Here is a 20,106-nt window from a genome sequence, read left to right on the forward strand (position 1 = left end):
AATCGTCCAAGAAGTCGCAGTGCATTTTTTGATGCGTCGCGCGTCAAGTGATTTGGCAAGTTCTTGGTTAGATATTGGTCAGTTTTGGGGCAACCTTGCCAAAAGCTTGACGGATGCAGTTTTAGACGTCGACGAATGAACACTTCGATTGCGATTCAAGCAAAATTCTGGGCTGATTCTCGATAATCGCCTTCAATCGTCCCTTGCCAAGCGCTGGCCTCGCTTACAATCTGCTCCGACATTCGCGCGCCGCCCGGCGCTTAAGAGGGGAGGGCCCCATGGCAAACGAGATCTGGACCATCAAGCGTTGTCTCGAGTGGACCAAGGAGTACCTGGCCGAGCGCGGTGAGGAGCATCCCCGTCTTTCTGCCGAGTGGCTGCTGTGCGCGGCCACGGGTTTGGCGCGTATCGACTTGTATATGCGCATGGACGAGACGCTTAGCGCGGCCCAGCTCGAGACCATGCACGCGGCCGTCGTTCGTCGCGCCAAAGGCGAGCCGCTACAGTACATCACCGGTAGCACGCAGTTTCGCATGATCGACGTCGCGTGCGCCCCCGGCGTGCTCATCCCGCGCCCCGAGACCGAGATGCTCGTCGAAGAAGTCCTGAACTATCTGGATACCGAGGTGCTGAGCCCCGAGGCCGCCGTCCGCCAGCGCGTGGAGCTGCCCTGGAACGATGAGGTCGAGCAGGCCCGCAAAGCCGAGGCGGCGCTGGCCGACGAACGCGCGACCGCCGAGCGCCGTGCCGCCAACCTGACGGCCGCCGATGAGGCTGCGCTGGGTGGCGACGTTCTCGGCAGCCGCGCCTATGCCGAGGAGCTTGCCGATCGCGAGGCCGAGGAAGCCGCCGCGCAGGCAGCGGAAGCCGAGACTGCGGAAGCTGCTGAGCCCGAGCTCGACGAATACGGCATCGCCATCGAGGGTACCGATCAGGAGACGGCTTCAGCTCAGGATGCCGCTGCGCCTGCCCCAGCCGAGTCCCGCACTGCCCGCGTTCTCGAGGTCGGCTGCGGCACGGGCTGCATCTCGCTCTCCCTTGCCTGGGAGCGCCGCGGCCACGTCACCTGCACTGCTACCGATATCGAGCCGCGCGCCATCGACCTTGCTACCAAAAACCGCGATGCGCTTGGTCTCACGTCCGACGACGTCGCCTTTAGCCTCACCAACCTGGTGAGTTCCATTCCCCACGACGAGTGGGGCACCTTTGATGTGCTCGTCTCCAACCCGCCTTACATCCCTACCGATGTCATGCGCTCGCTGCCGCACGAGGTCAAGGACTTTGAGCCCGATCTGGCGCTCGAGGGCGGTGCCGACGGCCTCGATATCTTCCGCCGCCTGCTCAATGCGGCACCCTATATGCTGCGTGCCGGCGGACTCTTTGCCTGCGAGCTCTACGAGGGTGCCCTCGACGCTGCGGCCGGGCTCTGTCGTCAAGCGGGTCTGTCGGACGTGCGCATCGTCCACGACCTCACCGATCGCCCCCGCATCGTCCGAGCCATCGTCGCCGAGCCCAAACAGCGTATTTAAGCTGAACAAATAGATATCTGCGCAAGTTTGTCCTTGCAATATACCGTAAACCTTCTACTATAGAAGGAGAAAGGTATGTCAAATCAGCTGCATCGGTACCGTATCGTGCTTGATTACATTGAACCTTGGCTTGATGAGCAGGATGAAGCTACGCTGAAGCAGACTTATGCAGACCTTTTGGTGCTCGAGAAGGAAGGTCCCAGCCTTGGTCGTCCGCTGGTTGACCGCGTCAAGGGCTCGCAGCTTCATCATTTAAAGGAGCTGAGAGTGACGTCGTGTAGTGGGCAGGTGATTCGCATCCTCTTCGCCTTTGACCCCAAGCGCCAGGCGGTATTGCTATTGGCTGGTGATAAGTCGCGAGCGGGATCGTCAAGGGCAAAATGGAACGGCTGGTATGCGATCAACATTCCAAGGGCCGAGCAAATATACCGTCGCCACGTAAGGAGGCTCGATCGAGATGGAACTGCATGAGTATATGGAATCTCGCGGGATAACACGCGACTCCATTACCGCCGAGCAGGACAGGACTCGCGATCGTATCGAAGCCTATAAGCTTGCTCAGATTCGCAGGCTAAAAGATCTAACACAGGCGTCGGTCGCCCAGTCGATGGGCGTTTCTCAAAAACGTGTATCCGAGCTCGAGCGTGGGGAGTTGGGTTCGATGAGGCTCGACACGCTGAGCAGGTACGCAGAGAGCCTCGGCGGAAAACTGGTTGCAAGCATCGAGTTCCCCGATCGTACCGTTACGCTTGCTCGCTAAAATCCTTCAATAACCCCCTCACTTTCACCGACTACTAGAGCCGCTCACCAAACCAACATGCGCTCTGGGCAAATAGATTGAACGTTTCGTGCGAGAATGCCCCACAGTAAACAAACTTGCACCAGAGCGTAAGGGGCTGGCATACACATGCAGACGGTCTATCGGGTATACGAGGGAGCGCGGGAGCCGCATCGGCTTGCCGTCGAGCGTACGGCCGAGGTGCTCGGCTGTGGCGGTCTGGCCCTGATCCCGACCGAGACCGTCTATGGTGTCGCTGTGGCAGTTAACGCCTTTTCGGACGCCGTGTCTCAAGATACAAGCGAATTCCCATCGTGGCCGCGCGATCCGCAGGCCACCGTCAACGGCGCCGCGGTCCCCGCGCTCGGTACCGGCTATCGTCGTATCTTTACCCTCAAGCAGCGCGAGCTCACCCAAACGGTTGCCTGGCTGGTCGATGATGCCGAGGCGCTCGATCGCTATGGCGTGGATATCCCTAACGAGGCCCGCGTGCTCGCCCGACGATGCTGGCCGGGCGCCCTGACTATCGTGGTCAAGGCGGCCCCCTGCGTGCCGACCTTTATGCGCGCCGCCGACGACACGGTGGCGCTTCGCGCTTCGGCCTCGCCCGTGGTGCAAGCGCTCATCCGCGCCTGCGGCAGCCCTCTTGCCTGCACCAGCGCCAACACGCATGGCGCGTCCGCGCCCGCAAGTTTTGCCACGGTGGAGGAGCGCATCCTGGAGGGAGTCGATGTTGCCGTCGACGCCGGTGAGACCCCGTGTCGCGACGCTTCGACCATCGTGTCGTTCCAGCACGGCGGGCTCCAGATCCTGCGCCAAGGCGCACTTCCCGCATCAGAGATCGAGCGGGTCCTGTCTGGCCCGATGCAATAGAAAGGTGTAAGCGATGTCGTTGAATCTGGGCAGCCTGGGCATGGAAGATGCCTCGTTTAACTTTGGCGGTTCCTACATCATGGCGCTCGACTGCGGCACCACCTCGGTACTTGCGACCATCGTCGACGAGTACGGATGCATCGTCGCGCAGGCACGTCGCAGCGTCAAAACCAGCTTCCCGCGCCCTGGCTGGGTGGAGCAAGACCCCATGGCGGTGCTTGCCAGCCAGATCGCGGTCATGATGGAGGTCCAGTTTAAGAGCGGCATCCATTCTGACCGCATTGCCGCCATCGGTATCTCCAACCAGCGCGAGACCACGGTGGTGTGGGACCGCATAAGCGGCCAACCTATCTATAACGCCATCGTGTGGCAATGCCGTCGCACCGCACCTCTGATCGACGAGCTGGTCGAGCAGGGCGCAGAAGAGCTGGTGCGCTCCCGCACGGGGCTTACGCTCGACCCGTATTTCTCGGCCTCCAAGGTGCAGTGGATTCTCGATAACGTCGACGGCGCGCGCGAGAGCGCCGCGGCGGGCGACCTTATGTTCGGCACTATCGACACGTGGCTCATCTACAATCTCACCGGCGGTCAGGTCTTTGCTACCGACTACACCAATGCCAGCCGCACCGCGCTCTTTAATATCCATGCGCTCGATTGGGACGACGATCTGCTGGCGCTTTTCGACGTCCCGCGTTCCATAATGCCCGAGGTTCGTTGGAGCTCGGGCGATTACGGCCGCGTCGCGAGCGACATCATGACCAACATGCCACCCATCATGGGCGTGGCGGGCGACCAGCAGGCGTCGCTATTCGGCCACTGCTGCTTCCATCCCGGCCAGACCAAAAACACCTATGGCACGGGTTGCTTTATGCTCATGAACACCGGCGACGAGATCGTCGAATCCAAGAACGGTCTGGTCTCCACGATCGGTATCGCCGCTGACGGCAAGATCAGCTATGCGCTCGAGGGTTCTATCTTTGCCGCAGGCTCCACCATGAACTGGCTGCGCAACAACATGGGCATCATCTCGAGCGTGAGCGAGTCCGCGCAACTCGCCGCTTCGATCAACGACAACGAGGGCTGCTACTTCGTCCCCGCCTTCGCAGGCCTGGGCGCTCCCTGGTGGGACCCGCATGCTCGCGGTATCGTGTGCGGCCTGACCGGTGCCTCGAGTCGCGCGACCATTGTGCGTGCGGCCTGCGAGTCCATGGCCTATCAGAGTTATGACGTGCTGCGCGCCATGGAGCAGGACGTGGGACTTTCGATTGAGCGCCTGTCCGTCGATGGCGGTGCCTCGCGCAACGAGTTCATCATGCAATTCCAGGCCGATCTGCTGGATATCCCCGTGCTGCAGTGCGAGACGGTGGAGACCACGGCGATCGGCGCCGCGTACTTGGCGGGCCTTGCCGTCGGCTACTGGGAGGATTTGGAGGAGCTGGAGCAAAACGCTCAGATCGTCAAAATCTTCCATCCTCATATGTCCGCCGAGCGCCGCGAGCAAAACCTGGCGGGCTGGCGTGATGCCGTCAAACGCTCGCTCAGCACCGCTCAGTAGGGTTGCGACGGGGCACTCGATACAACAAACCGTTAAACTTATGCACGGCGCGCGGCAACAACGTCGCCGTGCGCCTTGTCAGCAAGGCCATCTTCCGGCCGCAACGAAAGGGGCTTCAACCCATGACCGTCACCTACGATACGTCCCGTGTGACCCTTGTCGATCACCCACTCGTCCAGCACAAGCTGTCGATCTTGCGCGACAAGAGCACCGGCACCAATCAGTTCCGCCAGCTCGTGCGCGAGCTTGCGCTTTTTGACGGCTACGAGGCCATGCGCGACCTGCCCATGGAAGACGTCGAGGTCGAGACCCCCATCACTGCCGCCACGTTCAAACAGCTCGCCGGCAAGAAACTCGCCATCGTGCCTATCCTGCGTGCGGGCCTTGGCATGGTCGACGGTATCCTCGACCTGGTGCCCTCTGCTCGCGTGGGCCACATCGGCATGGAGCGCGACGAGGTCACCCACGAGCCGCATGAGTATTACTGCAAGATGCCCAAGGATATCGACCAGCGCATCTGCCTGGTCGTCGACCCCATGCTCGCCACGGGCGGCTCGGCCGAGATGGCTATCAGCTATCTGCGCGAGCGTGGCGTCAAGGACATCCGCATGCTGTGCATCGTCGCGGCCCCCGAGGGCCTCAAGTCGCTGACCGAAAAAGATCCCGATGTGCATATCTATACCTGCGCCATCGATGACCATCTCAACGAGGCCGCCTACATCGTTCCCGGCCTGGGCGACGCCGGCGACCGCATCTACGGTACGCTCTAGTCGTTGGGCCTTGTCGGCTACGGTTACAAATACGAAGAAATGGTGCGCGCGGGCGAGCAAAAGTCGTCCACGCGCACTTCTGTTAACGGACGTTTTGCGCTGAGGGGTTCGAAAAAACGTATTACCGTACCTGCGGCATAAAGAAGGCCTTAAGAAAACGTACAGGTGCGTATTAACCGTTTGTTTTACGGTTGTACTTTAGCGATTGGCTCGTACAATAGTCACCAATGTTTGGCTGGGACTGTGCTGTGAGGCGTTAAAAAGGAAAGCGAGGAAGCCAGTGTTTCAGATAGCCGATCTGCTCGCTATCGTTGCAGGCGCCATCGCGGGCGCGATTGCCTTTCTCCCCTTTGTTTTTACGCTCAAGCCGGTTCTTGACGATAAACAGAATGCGGACATGCTCAGGGGCATGGTGAGTCTCGCGGTCTCGGCGATCGCGTTGCTTGTCTTTACCTTGGTTGTGTTTGCGTTGTTCGGAGAGGCATTTCGTATGTTCCTCCTGGGCGAGGCGATCGGCTTCGTGGCCTTTATGGCCGCCTGCACGGTTCGCGTCGCCAAGGCGCTGCGAGATCCTCATGAGGTCGAAAGGTAAGTCGTGGAAATTTTTGAAAAGCTGCCTGATGAGATTAATCATCTGGTCAGCGAGTTCAGCTCCACCCCTGTCGTGGGCGATTTGAGCTGCGGCATCACGCAGTACTCGTTTTGGCTGATCGTCTCCACGATCGTGCTCCTGATCGTCCTGGCCGTGTTCAAGAAGAAGCAGACCCTGGTTCCCAAGGGCTTCTTCGTCAACGGTTTCGAGTACATCATCGAGTACGTCGAGAACGATATCGGCAAGGGCGTCGTGGGTGAGAACTGGAAGAAGCACTTCCCGTTCCTGTGCTCGCTTTTCCTGTTCATCCTGATCAATAACATGATCGGCCTGATCCCGGGAATGAAGCCCGGCACCGGCGCAATCGGCTCCACCGCCGCGCTCGCCATCTTCGCCTTCGTGTACTTCATCTACTACGGATGCAAGGCTCACGGTGTGATCGGCTACATCAAGAGCCTCGCCCCGCAGGGCGTGAGCTTCCCGATGAACGTGCTTGTGTGGGTCGTCGAGCTTTTTTCGACCTTCCTGCGCCTCATCACGCTTGCCGTCCGTCTGTTCTGCAATATGTTCGCAGGACACGTGGTCATGGGCTCGTTCGCCATCATGGCGAGCATGTTCATGCAGCCGCTGCTTCAGCAGGTTTCCGCGGCCCACGCCGTCGGCGCCCTGCCTTCGCTGGCCTGGCTTGCCATTCTCATCCTGATCTATGCGATCGAGCTTGTGGTCGGCGCCATCCAGGCTTACGTCTTCACGGTCCTTACCGCCGTGTATGTCTCCGAGGCAGAGGAGGTCGCGGAGGAGGAGTAGACCTCCGTTCGCGCCTTAAAAGGTAAGGCAATTCGTTAAACCGCCGGTGCCCGTACCCATGGAGCCCGGCAGTTATAAAAAAGGTTATCCTGCGTGAAATAAGACACGCACGACAAAGGAGGAATCGTGGGAGTTATCGGTTACGGTCTCGGTGTTATCGGCGCTGGTCTTGCTATCGGCCTGTCTGCTCTGGGTGCTACGGGTGCTATGGCCCGTCAGCCTGAGGTCCAGGGCCGCGTGTTCACCGTCTTCATCATGGGCTCCGCCTTCGGCGAGGCTCTGGCTCTGATCGGCTTCGTTGTCGCGCTGATCGTTAAATAGCACGGAGCGTCAAGTATGAATCTTTCATCCCAGAAGAGCGCGATCGCACTCTCCGCGTCCGCGGCCGCGCTGCTCATGCCGGTTTCCGCGTTCGCCGAGGACGGCGCTGCCGGTGCGGACATCCTCATCCCTAAGATGGCGGAGTTCATCCCGGCGCTTATCGCCTTCCTGATCATCTGGATCGTGCTGGCCAAGGTCGCCCTGCCGGGCATCATGAAAACCATGGAGGAGCGCGGCAAGAAGATCGAGGAGAGCCTCGACGAGGCCGAGAAGACCAAGCAGGAGGCTATCGCCAAGCGCGCTGAGTCCGACTCGATCGTCACCGACGCCCGTCGTCAGGCTGCCGACATCGTTCTCGAGGCCCGTAAGGACGCCGAGTCCGAGCGCGCCCGTATCATCGAGGCTGCTCACAAGGAGGCCGAGGAGATCATCGCCAAGGCCCACACGACCGTCGAGGACGAGCGCAAGTCCATCTACGCCGGTGCCGCGAGCTCCATCGCCGACCTGTCCGTTGCCGTCGCCACCAAGATCGTGGGCGAGGCACTCGACGACGAGGCCGAGCAGAAGAAGCTCATCGAGCGCTACATCCAGGAAGCAGGTAGCCTGAATGCCGACTAGCCGCTATCAGGACAAGGTGCTCGAGACCTACGCGCGCTCCCTTCTGGAAGCCGCTAAGGCCGAGAACCATGTGTTCGAGGACCTCGAGATGATCGAGCGCCTGGCTAGCGCCAGCCCCGAGATCGTCGCCGTGCTCGACACCATGTCCAAGCGCGACCAGCTCGACCTTCTTCCCAAGGTGGCAGCTGCCTTTAAGTATGTTGCCGAGGAAGACGAGGATGTAGTGGGCGTGACCGTCACCACGGCGATCCCGCTCGACGACGAGCTGCGTCAAACCATCACTAAGAAATGCGAGCAGGACTTCGGCCGCAAGGTATTCCTTATCGAGCAGGTCGACCCGTCTATCGTGGGCGGCCTGGTGCTCGAGGCCCGCGGCGAGCGTCGTGACATTTCCGTCAAGACGCAGCTGCGCATCGCGCAGGAGACCCTCGCAAACTCTGCTAATTCGTACGGAGGTGAAGCCTAATGTCCGAAACCCTCAATGCCCAGGATATCGCCAAGAAACTGCAGGAGCAGCTCACGAGCCTCTCCGCGACGGTCGATACGCATGAGGTTTCAACGGTCGACGAGGTAGGCGACGGCATCGCGCGCGTCTCCGGCCTCAAGAGCGCCATGGCAGGCGAGCTTCTGGAGTTCAAGAGCTCCGATACCGGTGAGACCGTCTTCGGCCTTGCCCAGAACCTTGACCGTGACGAGGTCGGCGCCGTTCTGTTCGGTGCCGTCGACGCCATCAAGGAAGGCGACGAGTGCCGCACCACTGGCCGCATTATGGATATCCCTGTAAGCCGCGCCATGCTCGGCCGCGTCGTCAATCCGCTCGGCCAGCCTATCGACGGTTTGGGTGACATCGTCGCCACGCACCGTCGCCCCATCGAGTTCAAGGCCCCCGGTGTCATCGACCGTAGCCCGGTGTGCGAGCCGGTTCAGACCGGCCTGTTGGCTATCGACTCCATGGTGCCTATCGGCCGCGGTCAGCGTGAGCTCATCATCGGCGACCGTAAGACCGGTAAGACCGCCATTGCCATCGACGCTATCCTCAATCAGCGCGGCAAGGGCATGGTTTGCATCTATGTCGCCATCGGCCAGAAGGCCTCCACGGTTGCTAACATTCGCGAGACCCTCGCTCAGCACGGTGCGCTCGACTACACCATCATCGTTTCGGCCACCGCTGCCGATTCCGCCCCTATGCAGTACATCGCGCCTATGGCCGGTGCCGCTATCGGCGAGTTCTTTATGTACAACGGCGAGGACGGCAAGCCCGCCAGCGAGACCAACCCCGGTGGTCACGTGCTCGTCATCTACGACGACCTGTCCAAGCAGGCCGTGGCATATCGTCAGATGTCGCTGACGCTGCATCGTCCGCCCGGACGCGAGGCCTATCCTGGCGACATCTTCTACCTGCACTCTCGTCTGCTCGAGCGTGCCGTCAAGATGTCCAAGAAGAACGGCTACGGCTCAATGACGGCACTGCCGATCATCGAGACTCAGGACGGCGACGTTTCGGCCTACATTCCGACCAACGTCATTTCCATTACCGATGGTCAGATCTACCTGCAGTCCGAGCTCTTCTTCCAGGGCCAGCGCCCGGCAGTCGACGTGGGCATTTCCGTGTCCCGCGTTGGTGGCGACGCACAGACCAAGGCCATGAAGCAGGTCGCCGGCAACCTTCGTCTGGACCTCGCTTCGTACCAGGAGCTCGCTGGCTTTACCCAGTTCGGCTCCGACCTTGACGAGGCTACTCAGAAGCAGCTGACCCATGGTGCCCGCATGACCGAGCTCCTTAAGCAGCCGCGTTATAAACCGTTTGAGGTTGGCGAGCAGATCGTTGCGCTGTTCGCTGGCAACGAGGGCTTCCTGGACGACCTGGAGATCGCCGATGTGCTGCCTTTCCGTGCCGAGCTCATCGAGTACATGGACAATGGCTTTGGCTCGCTGCTCGACAAGGTTCGCGCCAAGAAGATTGACGATGACACCAAGGCTGAGCTCCTGCGCGTCATCGGTGACTTCAAGCAGCAGTTCATGGCCAAGCACCATGCCGATACGACTGGATCAGAGGAGAACTAAGCCCTATGGCCAACCTTCGCGACATTAAGAAGCGAATCTCCTCGGTTACCACGACCAAGCAGATCACGCGCACGATGGAGATGGTCTCTACGGCCAAGATCCGTCGTGCCCTCGATCGCTCCAAGCAGGCCGAGCCCTATAAGGAGGCGCTGACCGACGTCATGTTGACGGTCGCCGGCGACGCCTCCTGTTCGGGCACCGATCCCATGCTGCAGAAGCATGAGAGCGTCAAGCATGGCCTGATTGTCGTTATTGCCTCGGACCGCGGCCTTGCCGGCGGTTTCAATACGACGGTGGAGCGCACGGCCGAAAAGCTCGCCGCTTCTTGGGCGAACGATGGCATCGAGTGCGAGATCATTGCGTGCGGACGCAAGCCGGCCACGTATTTCCGCGACCGCGCAAACGTCGTCATGCACTTTGAGGGCAATTCCTCCGAGCCCGATTTTAATCAGGCTCGCATGATTTCCTCTCATATCTGCGATGCGTATCGTGCCGGTGAGCTTGACCGTGTCGAGCTTGTCTATCACCACGCCAAGAACCGCGTGGATCAGGAGCTTCGCGTCGAGCACTTGCTGCCGCTCGATCCCGAGATGATCGCTATGGCCCACGGTCCGCGTAAGAACGAGACCGACGCCCCTAAGCGCATCTCGTCCACGTTCGAGTTCGTGCCCTCTCCCGAGCATGTTCTCGGCAAGCTTGTACCGTCGTATATCCTGACGGTCATCTACCAGGCCCTGATCGATTCGGCGGCCGCCGAGCAGGGTGCACGCCGCAAGGCCATGCACTCCGCGACGGAAAACGCCACCGCGATCATCTCGACCCTTACCCGCACGTATAGTCGCGTGCGTCAGGCTTCGATCACGACCGAGATTAACGAGATCGTCGGCGGAGCCTCAGCATTGGAGGAACAGTAATGGCTAATAACACCGTAAAGCTTGCGGTCGAGGAAGCCACCAAGAAGACGACTGCCGGTGATGGTCGCATCGTGCGTATCATCGGCCCTGTCGTCGACGTCAAGTTTGACGGTGCGGTGCCCCCGATCTACAACGCGCTCACGGTCGAGGCCGAGACCCCGATCGGTCACCTGAGCACGATCCTCGAGGTTGAGAGCCAGCTTCCGGGCGGCGTCGTCCGCACGGTCGCCATGTCCTCGACCGACGGTCTGCAGCGTGGTCTCATCGCCACCGATACCGGTGAGCCCATGAAGATGCCCGTTGGCCCCAAGACGCTCGGCCGCATTTGGAACGTCATGGGCAAGCCTGTCGACGGCAAGCCCATGCCCGAGGTGGAGGAGTTCTATCCCATCCACCACGCAGCACCCCGCTTCGACGAGCTCACCACCAAGACCGAGATCTTCGAAACCGGCATTAAGGCCGTTGACCTGCTCGAGCCCTACATCCGTGGCGGCAAAACGGGTCTGTTCGGCGGCGCCGGCGTCGGCAAGACCGTTCTGATTCAGGAGCTCATCAACAACCTCGCCCAGGAGCACGGCGGCACCTCGGTGTTCACCGGTGTCGGCGAGCGTACTCGTGAGGGCACCGACCTGTTCCTCGAGATGAGCGAGTCTGGCGTTATCGACAAGACCTGCTTGGTCTATGGTCAGATGAACGAGCCGCCCGGAGCGCGTCTGCGCATCGGTCTGGCTGGCCTTACCACCGCTGAGTACTTCCGCGATCGCGGCCAGGACGTTCTGCTGTTCATCGACAACATCTTCCGCTTCTCCCAGGCCGGTTCCGAGGTTTCCGCACTGCTGGGTCGTATGCCGTCCGCCGTCGGTTACCAGCCTACGCTGGCTACCGAGATGGGTGACCTCCAGGAGCGCATTACCTCGACCAAGACGGGTTCCATTACCTCCGTCCAGGCTGTCTACGTCCCTGCAGACGACCTGACCGACCCGGCGCCTGCCACGACGTTTACGCACCTGGACGCCACTACGGTTCTTTCGCGTAGCATTTCGTCGCTCGGTCTGTTCCCGGCTATCGACCCGCTCGCGTCTTCCTCCGACGCTCTCGATCCCTCGATCGTCGGCGAGGAGCACTACCGTGTCGCCGTCAAGGTCCAGGAGCTCCTGCAGGAGTACTCCGACCTTCAGGACATCATCGCCATTCTGGGTATGGACGAGCTGTCCGAGGAGCAGCGCCTTACGGTCAACCGTGCCCGTAAGATCCAGCAGTTCCTTTCCCAGTCCTTCCACGTCGCCGAGAAGTTCACCGGCAACCCCGGTGTCTACGTCCGCGTCGAGGATACCGTCCGCTCCTTCGCCGAGATTGTTGACGGCAAGGCCGATGACCTGCCCGAGCAGGCATTCCGCTATGCTTCCACGATTGAGGACGTGCGCGAGCGCGCCCGCAAGATGGGGGAGAAGTAGGTTATGCGTATCCGCATCGTGTGCCCCGTGAGCTGCGCCTATGAGGGCGACGCTGCGTTTGTGTCGATTCCGTCAACGGATGGTGAGTTTGGCGTTCTGCCTGCTCACTCCAGCGAAATCTGCACAATCGACCGCGGTTACGTTCGCGTTTCCGATAAGGCCATGGGCACTGTCGACCACACGTTTGCCGTGGCCGGCGGCTATGCCCAGGTTGCGGACGATGTCGTGACCGTCCTCGCCGAGCGCGCTTGCGATTTGGCGACCGTCGACGCCGATAAGGTTAAAGCTGATATTCAAGGTTTTGAAGAGAAGCTGGGTAATTTGTCGGAGGATGATGCACGCCGCGCCTACCTCTATAATGAAATCGCATGGTGTAAGCTCAAGCTTGCCCAATAGTCAAACGTTTTAGCGTTCGACCATTTGCGAACACATCATGCCCGGGATGGCCCAGCCACCCCGGGCATGCTTTTTGAAAGGGTAGACCTTGGATATTATCCGCGTTGAGGGTGGCCACGCCATCGGAGGCTCCGTGCCCGTCTCGGGCGCCAAGAACTCCGCGCTCAAACTCATGGCGGCAACGCTTCTGGCGCCGGGCAAGACGACGCTGCAGAACGTGCCCGATATTTCCGATGTTCACGTGATGGGCAAGGTGCTCAAGGGCATGGGCGCTACGATCGATGTTCTCGACGAGCACACGCTCGAGATTGATACCTCTCAGGTCGATTCATGGGAGGCCCCCTACGAGCTCGTTGCCAAGATGCGCGCTTCCACCGCCGTCATGGGACCCCTGCTGGGCCGCTTCCATCGCGCCAAAATTGCCATGCCGGGCGGCTGCAACCTGGGTGCTCGCAAGATCGATATGCACATTCTTGGTCTTGAGGCCCTGGGCGTTGAGTTCGATACCGCCCACGGTTACATCAACGCTAATGCGCCCCAAGGTCTGCGCGGTACCACCGTCACGCTCGAGTTCGCCAGCGTCGGTGCGACCGAGAACCTCATCATGGCCTCTGTGCGCGCACAGGGCACCACGGTTATCGACAATGCCGCCCGCGAGCCCGAGATCGTCGATCTCGCTAACATGCTCAACGAGATGGGCGCCAAGATTGTTGGCGCTGGTACGCCCGTCGTGACTATCGAAGGCGTGGAAGAGCTCCATCCCGTTACCCATCGCGTGGTGGGCGACCGCATCGAGGCCGGTACCTTTATCGTTGCCGGTGCGTTGATGGCCGACGATCGCGGTGTCGATGTCACGGGCTTTTGCCCCATTCACTTGGGCATGGTGCTCAAGAAGATGGAGCTTATGGGTATCGACTGCGAGCGCGTCGAGGATGGCGTCCATGTGAACCGTGCCGAGCGTATCAAGCCGGTCGACATCCAGACGCTTCCGTTCCCCGGTTTCCCGACCGACATGCAGGCGCAGATTATGGTGCTCTCCGCCCTTGCCGACGGCAGTTCTGTTATTACCGAAAACATCTTCGAGAATCGCTTTATGTTTGCCTCTGAGCTGGTGCGTATGGGTGCCGACATTCGTATCGAGAGCCATCATGCCATGATTCATGGCGTCAAGGGCTTCTCGGGTGCACAGGTTACCTCGCCCGATCTGCGCGGCGGAGCGGCCCTCGTCGTAGCGGGCTTGATCGCCGACGGGACGACCGAGGTTTCGGCTATCCATCACATCAAGCGCGGCTACGAGCAGTTTGTCGAAAAGCTGCAGGCGCTTGGCGCGCATGTCGAGCATGCTACCGTCCCCGATCCCGTCATCTACTAATACAGGTTGCCTATGTTTAATAAAAAGCCCCTCGCGGATACCACCACCCGAAGACCCTCAACTGGTGCGCAGGCCAAGATCTACAGTCGCGATAACGTGGCTCGCTATTCCGAGCGCGCTCGCCAACGTCGTCGTAGCCACACGATTCGTCACGTCGCGCTCATTGTCGTGCTTGGCGTGCTGCTGAGTGCCACTACCGCTGCCGGCCTGTGGTTTGCCACCATTATGGGCAAGCTCGGCGATTCTAATGTCATTACTGACAATCTGCGTCGGGTTCTGGTTGACACCGATGAGGCAAAGGATCCGTTCTACGTGCTGCTTCTTGGCACCGACGGCCGTCCGGGCGAGGATACGTATCGTGCCGACTCGATTATCCTGGCACGCATCGACCCCACGCAAAAGCAGGCGACGCTCATTTCCGTTCCGCGCGACACCAAGGTCGAGTACAAGGGCGAGACCATGAAGATCAACGCCTGCCATACCGTTGGCGGCGCCGAGGCCATGGTCGAGGCGGTCAACGAGCTGTGCGGTGTTCAGATTTCCCACTATGCCGAGGTCAGCTTCGACGGAATGCAGGCGCTGATTGATTCGGTTGGCGGTATCGACATTAACGCAACCGATGATGTTGACGACCCCGAGCACCTGGATATTAAGATTACCGCTGGCCAGCAGCATATGGACGGTGCCACCGCCCTTACCTATGCCCGCTGCCGCTACACCTATGCCGACGGCGATTACACACGCATGCGCCACCAGCGTCAGGTGCTTGGCGCCCTTGCCAACCAGATTCTCAATAACTTCGATGCCACGAAGATCTTTGGCCTGGTTAATTCGCTGTCCGATATGCTCGTAACCGATATGAGCGTTCAGGATATCGTGGCTACGGTCAACGCCATGCGCGGTATGGATGTCGACGGTATCTACTCGGCCAACCTGCCCTCGTACGCCGACGACAGCACCATGATCGACGGTGTGAGCTACGTCTTTGTCTACGAGGACGAGCTCAAGGAAATGATGGAGCGCGTCGATGCCGGCAAGGATCCCAAGGGTCCCAACACCATGGGTCTTTCCGACGGTTCCAGCTCTACGATCGGTGACCTCAGCAACAACACGTCTGACGACTACGCAAACGGTACCGCAACCTCATCGGTCAGCTCTGACGATTCCGACGATTCGAGCGACAGTTCCGATTACTACGAAGAGCCCACCGGCGACGGCAACGGCTACGAGGCCAATTATTAGGGTTACGCGGGCTTACCAGCCCGCGTAACCAGTTGACGCTGCAAACCCGCCAGAGCGGCAATCTGCCTTTCAACTTCGGCGGCATGATCAAAAGATCAATGCCGCCTCGTTTCAAGGCACCTTGCTCGCTCTGGCGGGTTTTCGCTGTCGTTGCCAAAACATCGGCGTTGCCTTGGTCCGGACTAGTCGTTGGGTAGTCATTGGGGACGTTTTTAAACGACTAGTCAAACAAGAACCTCCCCAATGACTACCCACAAAGCGAGAGTGGATGTCGTCATTTTGCGGCACTTGGGGACGTTCCTTTTGTGCCGGCAGTTTGGGACACTCCTTGCGTTAAGAGGCTGGCGTGCGTCAACCTGTTCTCATTGCAGCAAAAAATCGCCCCGTTCTCGGTTGAGGACGGGGCGATTCGTCTTTTGGACTTGTGCAGCCAGGCTTATGCAAAGCGGGCGACGAGCTCCTGGAGCACGTCGGTCATCTTGACGAGCGAACTGACCGGGACGAACTCGTTGACGCCGTGGTAGCAATAGCCGCCGGTGGAAAGGTTGGGGCAGGGCAGACCGCGGAACGACAGCTGAGCGCCGTCGGTGCCGCCACGAATCGGCAGCACTTGGGGCTCAACGCCGCAGGCAAGGTAGGCTTCCTTGGCAACATCAATAAGCTCGGGATAGTCACGAACGATCTCGGCCATATTTCGATACTGCTGCTTAATCTCGACTGTCACGCGCTCCTCACTCAGACGCTGGTTGAGCATCGAGGCGGCGGCATCAATAAGGTCGAGTTTCTGCTGGAACTTGGCGGCATCGTGATCACGGACGATATAGCGCGCCGTGGCATGGTCGACCGTTGCCGAGACGCCCTCAAGGTGACAGAAGCCCTCGTAGCCCTCGGTGTATTCCGGACGCTGCTCGTAGGGGAGCAACGCGTTGAAGTCGCAGAACAGATTGCCTGCGTTGACCATACGGCCCTTGGCGTCGCCCGGGTGGATGGACTGGCCCTCAAAGCAGACGGTCGCCTCGGCGGCGTTAAAGCACTCCCACTCCAGCTCGCCGATGGGGCCGCCGTCGACCGTGTAGGCGTACTTGCAGCCAAAGGTATCGATATCCAGCAGCTCGGCTCCGTGGCCGATCTCCTCGTCAGGGCAGAAGCAAATGCCGAGTGCGGGATGGGGCAGAGAAGGGTCCTGAGCGATACGCGCGACAAGCGACATGATCTCGGCGACGCCTGCCTTGTCGTCCGCGCCCAGCAGCGTGGTGCCATCGCTGCAGACCAGGTCCTCACCCGCGAGGTCGTTCAGGGCGGGAAGCTTGGCGGTGCTCATGGCAACGGGCTTACCGTCAACCGTGCCGCAGACCAGGTCGCCGCCCTCGTAGTGTACGATGTGCGGCTTCACGCCGGCGCCCGGTGCAACTTCGGTGGTGTCGAGATGGGCGATCAGGCCCAGGGCGGGCTTGTCCTCAGCGCCCGCACTTGCGGGGATATGCGCGCAGACATAGGCATGCTCGGTCACGTGGGCATCTTCCGCACCAAGCTCGCGCAGCTCTTCAGCTAGCACGTTGGCAAGATCAAACTGAACGGCGCTCGAGGGTACCTGGTCGCAGTTTGCATCCTCGGACTGCGTGTTGATCTGGACGTAGCGCAAAAAGCGCTCGAGGACATCGGGGTTTGTGGTGGTGTTTTCCATAAAGATCGCTCCAATCTTGGTCGTCGTGTGCAACAAGAACTCTAGCACGGTATGCCACGGCATACCGCGACGCTTGGATGGGGTAGAATCAGCCATTGAATGCAGAAGGGACGGAAGATCATGGATACGACAAATAGCTCGCGCGAACTACATCTGACGGTGGCGAACGAAGACTACTTGGAGTGCATGGTTCGCATTGAAAGCGAAGAGGGGGAAACCAACGGCGTGCGATCGGTCGACATCGCGCAGCGCCTTGGCGTCTCCAAGGCATCGGTCAATAAAGCGGTTTCGGCGCTCAAGGCATCCGAGCTTGTCGAGCAATCGCACTATGGCAAGGTAATCCTGACCGATCGCGGCCGCGAGGTTGGCACGGCTATCTGGTACCGTCATCGCCTCATCCGCACGTTTTTGGTTCAGGAGCTCGGTGTCGAATTTGAGCGAGCCGATTCCGAGGCCTGCATGATGGAGCATGCGCTATCCGAGGACACGATGAGCCGCTGGCTCGCCTATCTCGAAAAGCAGGGAATCAGCGTCGAGGAATAGCGGGATATATATGGATACGAGTTATTACAACCGCTTTGGTGCCGAGGAACTTACGCGCCGCTTGTCGAGCGAGACCTTGTTGGCGCAGGGCCCCATGGGCAGTGTTCTGTTGAGTGAGTACGATGCCGCCGACATTCCACCGGCGTTTTGGAATCTGGCGGAGCCGCAGACCGTTTCTCGTATCCATCGCTTGTATGTCGCCGCCGGCGCGCAGGTGCTCATTACCAACACCTTTCAGGCATCAAGCTATGCCCTCAAGCACGACCAGATTGCGCCGTCCGTGGCGGAGGTCAATCGCGGGGCCGTCGACGATGCTCGCCAGGCGCACCCTCAGCTGCTGCTGGGCTCGATGGGCCCGATCGGTATTGAGTGGTTTGCCGAGGACTCTGCCGAGTATCGTGAAATCCGCGGCATTGCGCGCGAACAGGCGCACGCCTTGCTCAATGCCGGCGTTGACGGTCTGCTGATCGAGACGGTGACGTCTATCCGTAATCTGCAGCCCATGCTTGCCGGCGCCCGAGATGCCGCCGACGGCATGCCTGTCCTGGTGAGTTTTGTCGTTGACGATAAAGGCGACCTGTTGGGCGATGGCCTCAACATCGAGGCAGCCGTTTTGTACGCCGAAAAACACGGCGCAAACTCGGTTGGTGTTAATTGCTGTTCGCTTGCGGCCGCGAACGCGGCGGTGCCCAGGATGGTTGCATCGGCGACTACTCCCGTCACGGTGCGTCCCAACGTGGGCGATCCGGTCCAGACTCAGGATGGCCCCGTATGGCACGAGAACCCAGAAGCTTTCGCGCGCGCATGCATCGAATGGAGACATGCCGGTGCCGCAATGGTGGGCAGTTGCTGTGGAACCACGGCAATCACTACGGCAGCGATGGCCGAGGCGCTCGATATATAAAGGTCGAAACCGCTCCATACGGGGCGGTTTTTTTATTGCTTGCACATCGGCGGTAGCATTTGCCCAAATGGTGAATGCCGGTTTTGGCAGGTTGCTGGGCGAGCGTTGCGGGTATACCCCATGCGTACCATGATCCAAACACTGTGAGGTGTCTGCGCGTGTGCGCGATAATTCATTTTGGAACTGACGGTTGGCGCGCCCGCGTCGACGACGACTTTACCGTCGACAACGTTGCCCGCATTGCCGATGCCGTCGGCGAGTTGTGGCAAAAGATCAATCCAGGCAAAACAGTATATATAGGGTTCGACACCCGGCCGCAGGCGCGCGAGTTTGCTGAGCTTGCGGCAGGCGTGCTTGCCGCTCACGGATTGGACGCAGTGCTCGCATCTCGGCCTGTTCCGACCCCCGCCCTTACGTGGGCGGCGGCGTATGACGGCGAGGCCTGCGGTGCGCTCATGGTGACGGGATCCCATCATCCGCAGGGGTATCTGTGCCTTAAGCTGCGCATGGGAGATGGCTCGACGGCCAATCAGGATGTCATCGAAGAGCTCGAAGAGACTATGGCCCCCGAGCCGATGGGGATCGAGGAACGCTATCGCACCGCGGATATTATTCCTGACTATATGCAGGCGGTGGCATCGTTTGTCGATGCCGAGGCCATTCGAGCCGCTCACCTGCGTGTGGTAGTTGACCCCATGGGCGGCGCGGCCCAGGGATATCTTGCCGACCTGCTGCGGGAGCTAGGCGTCGAGGTGCACGAGATTCATGCCGGACAGTCGTCCGATCAAGAGGACATTTGCCCCGACCCTGTTGAGCCGTGGGTGGACGCTTGCGAGCGTGCGGTTGTCGAGGACGGGGCGTGCGCAGGCCTGGTGACCGACGGCGATGCCGACCGTATCGGTGCGGTCGACGAACGCGGTAGATATATTCATCCGCATCAAATCATGGCGCTTGTTTTGGGCGACCTCGTTCAATTCCGCAATTTGGAGGGGCGTGTCGTCGTCAATCTCTCGTGCTCGACGCTCGTGCGTCGCATTGCCGAGGCGCTTGGCTGTCGTGTGACCGTTAAGCCGGTCGGTTTCAAATATATAGCTGCAGAGATGAAGAAGGGCGGCGTCCTCATGGGAGGCGAGGAGGCCGGCGGTATCGGCATCGCCGCGCATATGCCTGAGCGTGATGGAATCCTTGCTTGTCTGATTCTGTGTGAGCTTATGGCAAAGACGGGCGCGCCTTTGGGCGTTTTGGTCGATCAGCTCGAGGCCAGTTTTGGTAAGACGAGCTATGGGCGTCGCGATTTGCGCCTTGAGGCCGAAGACGCCGAATCGCTGCGAACGCTGCTTCCTGGCATGAATCCTAAATCGATTTGCGGCAAGGCGCCGCAGGCTGTAAGCCATATGGATGGTTTACGTTTGGCATTCGAGGATGACACCTGGCTGCTGATCCGCCCCAGCGGGACCGAACCGGTGGTTCGCGTATACGCCGAGGGGTTCTCGGTGGAGGAGCGCGATGAGTTGCTCGATGCCGGCTGTGCCTTGGCTAAGGGAGCCTATCAGCTTTAGCCATATGACGCTTCACTATAAAGAGGCCCTCGGTGAGCGGTAGAGAACGGCTGGCAAACGTAAGCAGGGTTTTAATATGTGTAGGAAATGTGTGCTCCCAGATTCCCGCCCCCGGCGCCCCTCCGGTCTGG

The 20,106-nt window shown here is 60.1% G+C and carries 21 protein-coding genes; 20 read left to right on the forward strand and 1 reads right to left on the reverse strand.

The annotated features are described in order from the left end of the window. The first annotated feature begins 278 nt into the window (after positions 1-278). The 17 genes from DWX39_RS02890 (at position 279) to DWX39_RS02970 (ending at position 15,285) form a co-directional block, all read left to right on the forward strand. Positions 279-1,529, forward strand: a complete 1,251-nt coding sequence (locus DWX39_RS02890; protein WP_117758457.1) for a HemK/PrmC family methyltransferase — start codon at positions 279-281, stop codon at positions 1,527-1,529. Between the two features lie 75 nt (positions 1,530-1,604). Beyond that, positions 1,605-2,000 carry a type II toxin-antitoxin system RelE/ParE family toxin gene (locus DWX39_RS02895; protein ID WP_117758458.1) on the forward strand — a complete coding sequence of 132 codons (396 nt, stop codon included), beginning with the start codon at positions 1,605-1,607 and terminating at the stop codon, positions 1,998-2,000. Beyond that, positions 1,987-2,289 carry a helix-turn-helix domain-containing protein gene (locus DWX39_RS02900; RefSeq protein ID WP_117758459.1) on the forward strand — a complete coding sequence of 101 codons (303 nt, stop codon included), beginning with the start codon at positions 1,987-1,989 and terminating at the stop codon, positions 2,287-2,289. The genes DWX39_RS02895 and DWX39_RS02900 overlap by 14 nt, the downstream gene beginning before the upstream one ends. A gap of 147 nt (positions 2,290-2,436) precedes the next feature. Further along, positions 2,437-3,180 carry an L-threonylcarbamoyladenylate synthase gene (locus DWX39_RS02905; RefSeq protein WP_117758460.1) on the forward strand — a complete coding sequence of 248 codons (744 nt, stop codon included), beginning with the start codon at positions 2,437-2,439 and terminating at the stop codon, positions 3,178-3,180. 13 nt (positions 3,181-3,193) lie between these two features. Next, positions 3,194-4,735, forward strand: a complete 1,542-nt coding sequence (gene glpK, locus DWX39_RS02910) for a glycerol kinase GlpK (RefSeq protein WP_117758461.1) — start codon at positions 3,194-3,196, stop codon at positions 4,733-4,735. A 122-nt stretch (positions 4,736-4,857) separates the two neighbouring features. Beyond that, positions 4,858-5,505: a uracil phosphoribosyltransferase gene (gene upp / locus DWX39_RS02915; protein WP_117758462.1), complete on the forward strand. Its 648-nt coding sequence runs from the start codon at positions 4,858-4,860 to the stop codon at positions 5,503-5,505. Positions 5,506-5,785: 280 nt separating this feature from the next. Further along, entirely contained in the window at positions 5,786-6,097 is a 312-nt protein-coding gene (locus tag DWX39_RS02920; RefSeq protein ID WP_117758463.1) for a hypothetical protein, read from the forward strand. A gap of 3 nt (positions 6,098-6,100) precedes the next feature. Then, positions 6,101-6,904, forward strand: a complete 804-nt coding sequence (gene atpB, locus DWX39_RS02925) for a F0F1 ATP synthase subunit A (RefSeq protein WP_022094263.1) — start codon at positions 6,101-6,103, stop codon at positions 6,902-6,904. A gap of 126 nt (positions 6,905-7,030) precedes the next feature. Next, positions 7,031-7,225, forward strand: a complete 195-nt coding sequence (locus DWX39_RS02930; RefSeq protein WP_022094262.1) for an ATP synthase subunit C — start codon at positions 7,031-7,033, stop codon at positions 7,223-7,225. A gap of 15 nt (positions 7,226-7,240) precedes the next feature. After that, complete coding sequence (atpF, locus tag DWX39_RS02935; protein WP_117758464.1) at positions 7,241-7,843, forward strand: F0F1 ATP synthase subunit B; 603 nt, start codon at positions 7,241-7,243, stop codon at positions 7,841-7,843. Next, positions 7,833-8,309 (forward strand): FoF1 ATP synthase subunit delta, encoded by a 477-nt coding sequence (locus DWX39_RS02940; protein WP_117746942.1) that lies wholly within the window; start codon positions 7,833-7,835, stop codon positions 8,307-8,309. Before atpF ends, DWX39_RS02940 begins: the two co-directional genes overlap by 11 nt. Next, the gene (gene atpA, locus DWX39_RS02945) at positions 8,309-9,907 is read left to right on the forward strand and encodes a F0F1 ATP synthase subunit alpha (RefSeq protein ID WP_117758465.1); all 1,599 of its coding nucleotides are present in this window, start codon (positions 8,309-8,311) and stop codon (positions 9,905-9,907) included. The genes DWX39_RS02940 and atpA overlap by 1 nt, the downstream gene beginning before the upstream one ends. A 5-nt stretch (positions 9,908-9,912) precedes the next feature. Further along, positions 9,913-10,821: an ATP synthase F1 subunit gamma gene (gene atpG, locus DWX39_RS02950; protein ID WP_006235716.1), complete on the forward strand. Its 909-nt coding sequence runs from the start codon at positions 9,913-9,915 to the stop codon at positions 10,819-10,821. Continuing rightward, positions 10,821-12,275 carry a F0F1 ATP synthase subunit beta gene (gene atpD / locus DWX39_RS02955; protein WP_006235717.1) on the forward strand — a complete coding sequence of 485 codons (1,455 nt, stop codon included), beginning with the start codon at positions 10,821-10,823 and terminating at the stop codon, positions 12,273-12,275. Before atpG ends, atpD begins: the two co-directional genes overlap by 1 nt. 3 nt (positions 12,276-12,278) lie before the next feature. Continuing rightward, positions 12,279-12,671, forward strand: coding sequence for an ATP synthase F1 subunit epsilon (atpC, locus tag DWX39_RS02960; protein ID WP_117630038.1), 393 nt, complete (start codon positions 12,279-12,281; stop codon positions 12,669-12,671). A gap of 88 nt (positions 12,672-12,759) precedes the next feature. Then, on the forward strand, positions 12,760-14,043 hold the full coding sequence (murA, locus tag DWX39_RS02965; protein WP_035138796.1) for a UDP-N-acetylglucosamine 1-carboxyvinyltransferase: 1,284 nt from the start codon (positions 12,760-12,762) through the stop codon (positions 14,041-14,043). 12 nt (positions 14,044-14,055) lie between these two features. After that, complete coding sequence (locus DWX39_RS02970; RefSeq protein WP_055252480.1) at positions 14,056-15,285, forward strand: LCP family protein; 1,230 nt, start codon at positions 14,056-14,058, stop codon at positions 15,283-15,285. Positions 15,286-15,721: 436 nt separating this feature from the next. Here DWX39_RS02970 and pepT read toward each other — a convergent pair whose 3' ends face one another. Further along, positions 15,722-16,969 carry a peptidase T gene (pepT, locus tag DWX39_RS02975; RefSeq protein WP_117736597.1) on the reverse strand — a complete coding sequence of 416 codons (1,248 nt, stop codon included), beginning with the start codon at positions 16,967-16,969 and terminating at the stop codon, positions 15,722-15,724. 120 nt (positions 16,970-17,089) lie between these two features. Here pepT and DWX39_RS02980 point away from each other — a divergent pair, with 120 nt between their 5' ends. From DWX39_RS02980 to DWX39_RS02990, 3 genes are all read left to right on the forward strand, one after another. Beyond that, entirely contained in the window at positions 17,090-17,512 is a 423-nt protein-coding gene (locus tag DWX39_RS02980; protein WP_040359600.1) for a metal-dependent transcriptional regulator, read from the forward strand. A gap of 10 nt (positions 17,513-17,522) precedes the next feature. Beyond that, positions 17,523-18,416, forward strand: coding sequence for a homocysteine S-methyltransferase family protein (locus DWX39_RS02985; protein WP_035138801.1), 894 nt, complete (start codon positions 17,523-17,525; stop codon positions 18,414-18,416). A gap of 158 nt (positions 18,417-18,574) precedes the next feature. Beyond that, the gene (locus DWX39_RS02990) at positions 18,575-19,975 is read left to right on the forward strand and encodes a phosphoglucomutase/phosphomannomutase family protein (protein WP_117758466.1); all 1,401 of its coding nucleotides are present in this window, start codon (positions 18,575-18,577) and stop codon (positions 19,973-19,975) included. The last annotated feature ends 131 nt before the right edge of the window (positions 19,976-20,106 follow it).

The organism is Collinsella sp. AF19-1LB (assembly GCF_003459655.1).
Lineage (GTDB): Bacteria > Actinomycetota > Coriobacteriia > Coriobacteriales > Coriobacteriaceae > Collinsella.

Excerpts from the sequence above, each read along its gene's own strand:
- DWX39_RS02905 (WP_117758460.1), top strand. The coding sequence starts at position 2,437 with ATGCAGACGGTCTATCGGGTATACGAGGGAGCGCGGGAGCCGCATCGG.
- pepT (WP_117736597.1), bottom strand. The coding sequence starts at position 16,969 with ATGGAAAACACCACCACAAACCCCGATGTCCTCGAGCGCTTTTTGCGC.
- atpA (WP_117758465.1), top strand. The coding sequence starts at position 8,309 with ATGTCCGAAACCCTCAATGCCCAGGATATCGCCAAGAAACTGCAGGAG.
- atpC (WP_117630038.1), top strand. The coding sequence starts at position 12,279 with ATGCGTATCCGCATCGTGTGCCCCGTGAGCTGCGCCTATGAGGGCGAC.
- DWX39_RS02900 (WP_117758459.1), top strand. The coding sequence starts at position 1,987 with ATGGAACTGCATGAGTATATGGAATCTCGCGGGATAACACGCGACTCC.
- atpD (WP_006235717.1), top strand. The coding sequence starts at position 10,821 with ATGGCTAATAACACCGTAAAGCTTGCGGTCGAGGAAGCCACCAAGAAG.
- atpG (WP_006235716.1), top strand. The coding sequence starts at position 9,913 with ATGGCCAACCTTCGCGACATTAAGAAGCGAATCTCCTCGGTTACCACG.
- DWX39_RS02940 (WP_117746942.1), top strand. The coding sequence starts at position 7,833 with ATGCCGACTAGCCGCTATCAGGACAAGGTGCTCGAGACCTACGCGCGC.
- upp (WP_117758462.1), top strand. The coding sequence starts at position 4,858 with ATGACCGTCACCTACGATACGTCCCGTGTGACCCTTGTCGATCACCCA.
- DWX39_RS02890 (WP_117758457.1), top strand. The coding sequence starts at position 279 with ATGGCAAACGAGATCTGGACCATCAAGCGTTGTCTCGAGTGGACCAAG.
- atpF (WP_117758464.1), top strand. The coding sequence starts at position 7,241 with ATGAATCTTTCATCCCAGAAGAGCGCGATCGCACTCTCCGCGTCCGCG.
- glpK (WP_117758461.1), top strand. The coding sequence starts at position 3,194 with ATGTCGTTGAATCTGGGCAGCCTGGGCATGGAAGATGCCTCGTTTAAC.
- DWX39_RS02985 (WP_035138801.1), top strand. The coding sequence starts at position 17,523 with ATGGATACGAGTTATTACAACCGCTTTGGTGCCGAGGAACTTACGCGC.
- DWX39_RS02980 (WP_040359600.1), top strand. The coding sequence starts at position 17,090 with ATGGATACGACAAATAGCTCGCGCGAACTACATCTGACGGTGGCGAAC.
- DWX39_RS02895 (WP_117758458.1), top strand. The coding sequence starts at position 1,605 with ATGTCAAATCAGCTGCATCGGTACCGTATCGTGCTTGATTACATTGAA.
- DWX39_RS02970 (WP_055252480.1), top strand. The coding sequence starts at position 14,056 with ATGTTTAATAAAAAGCCCCTCGCGGATACCACCACCCGAAGACCCTCA.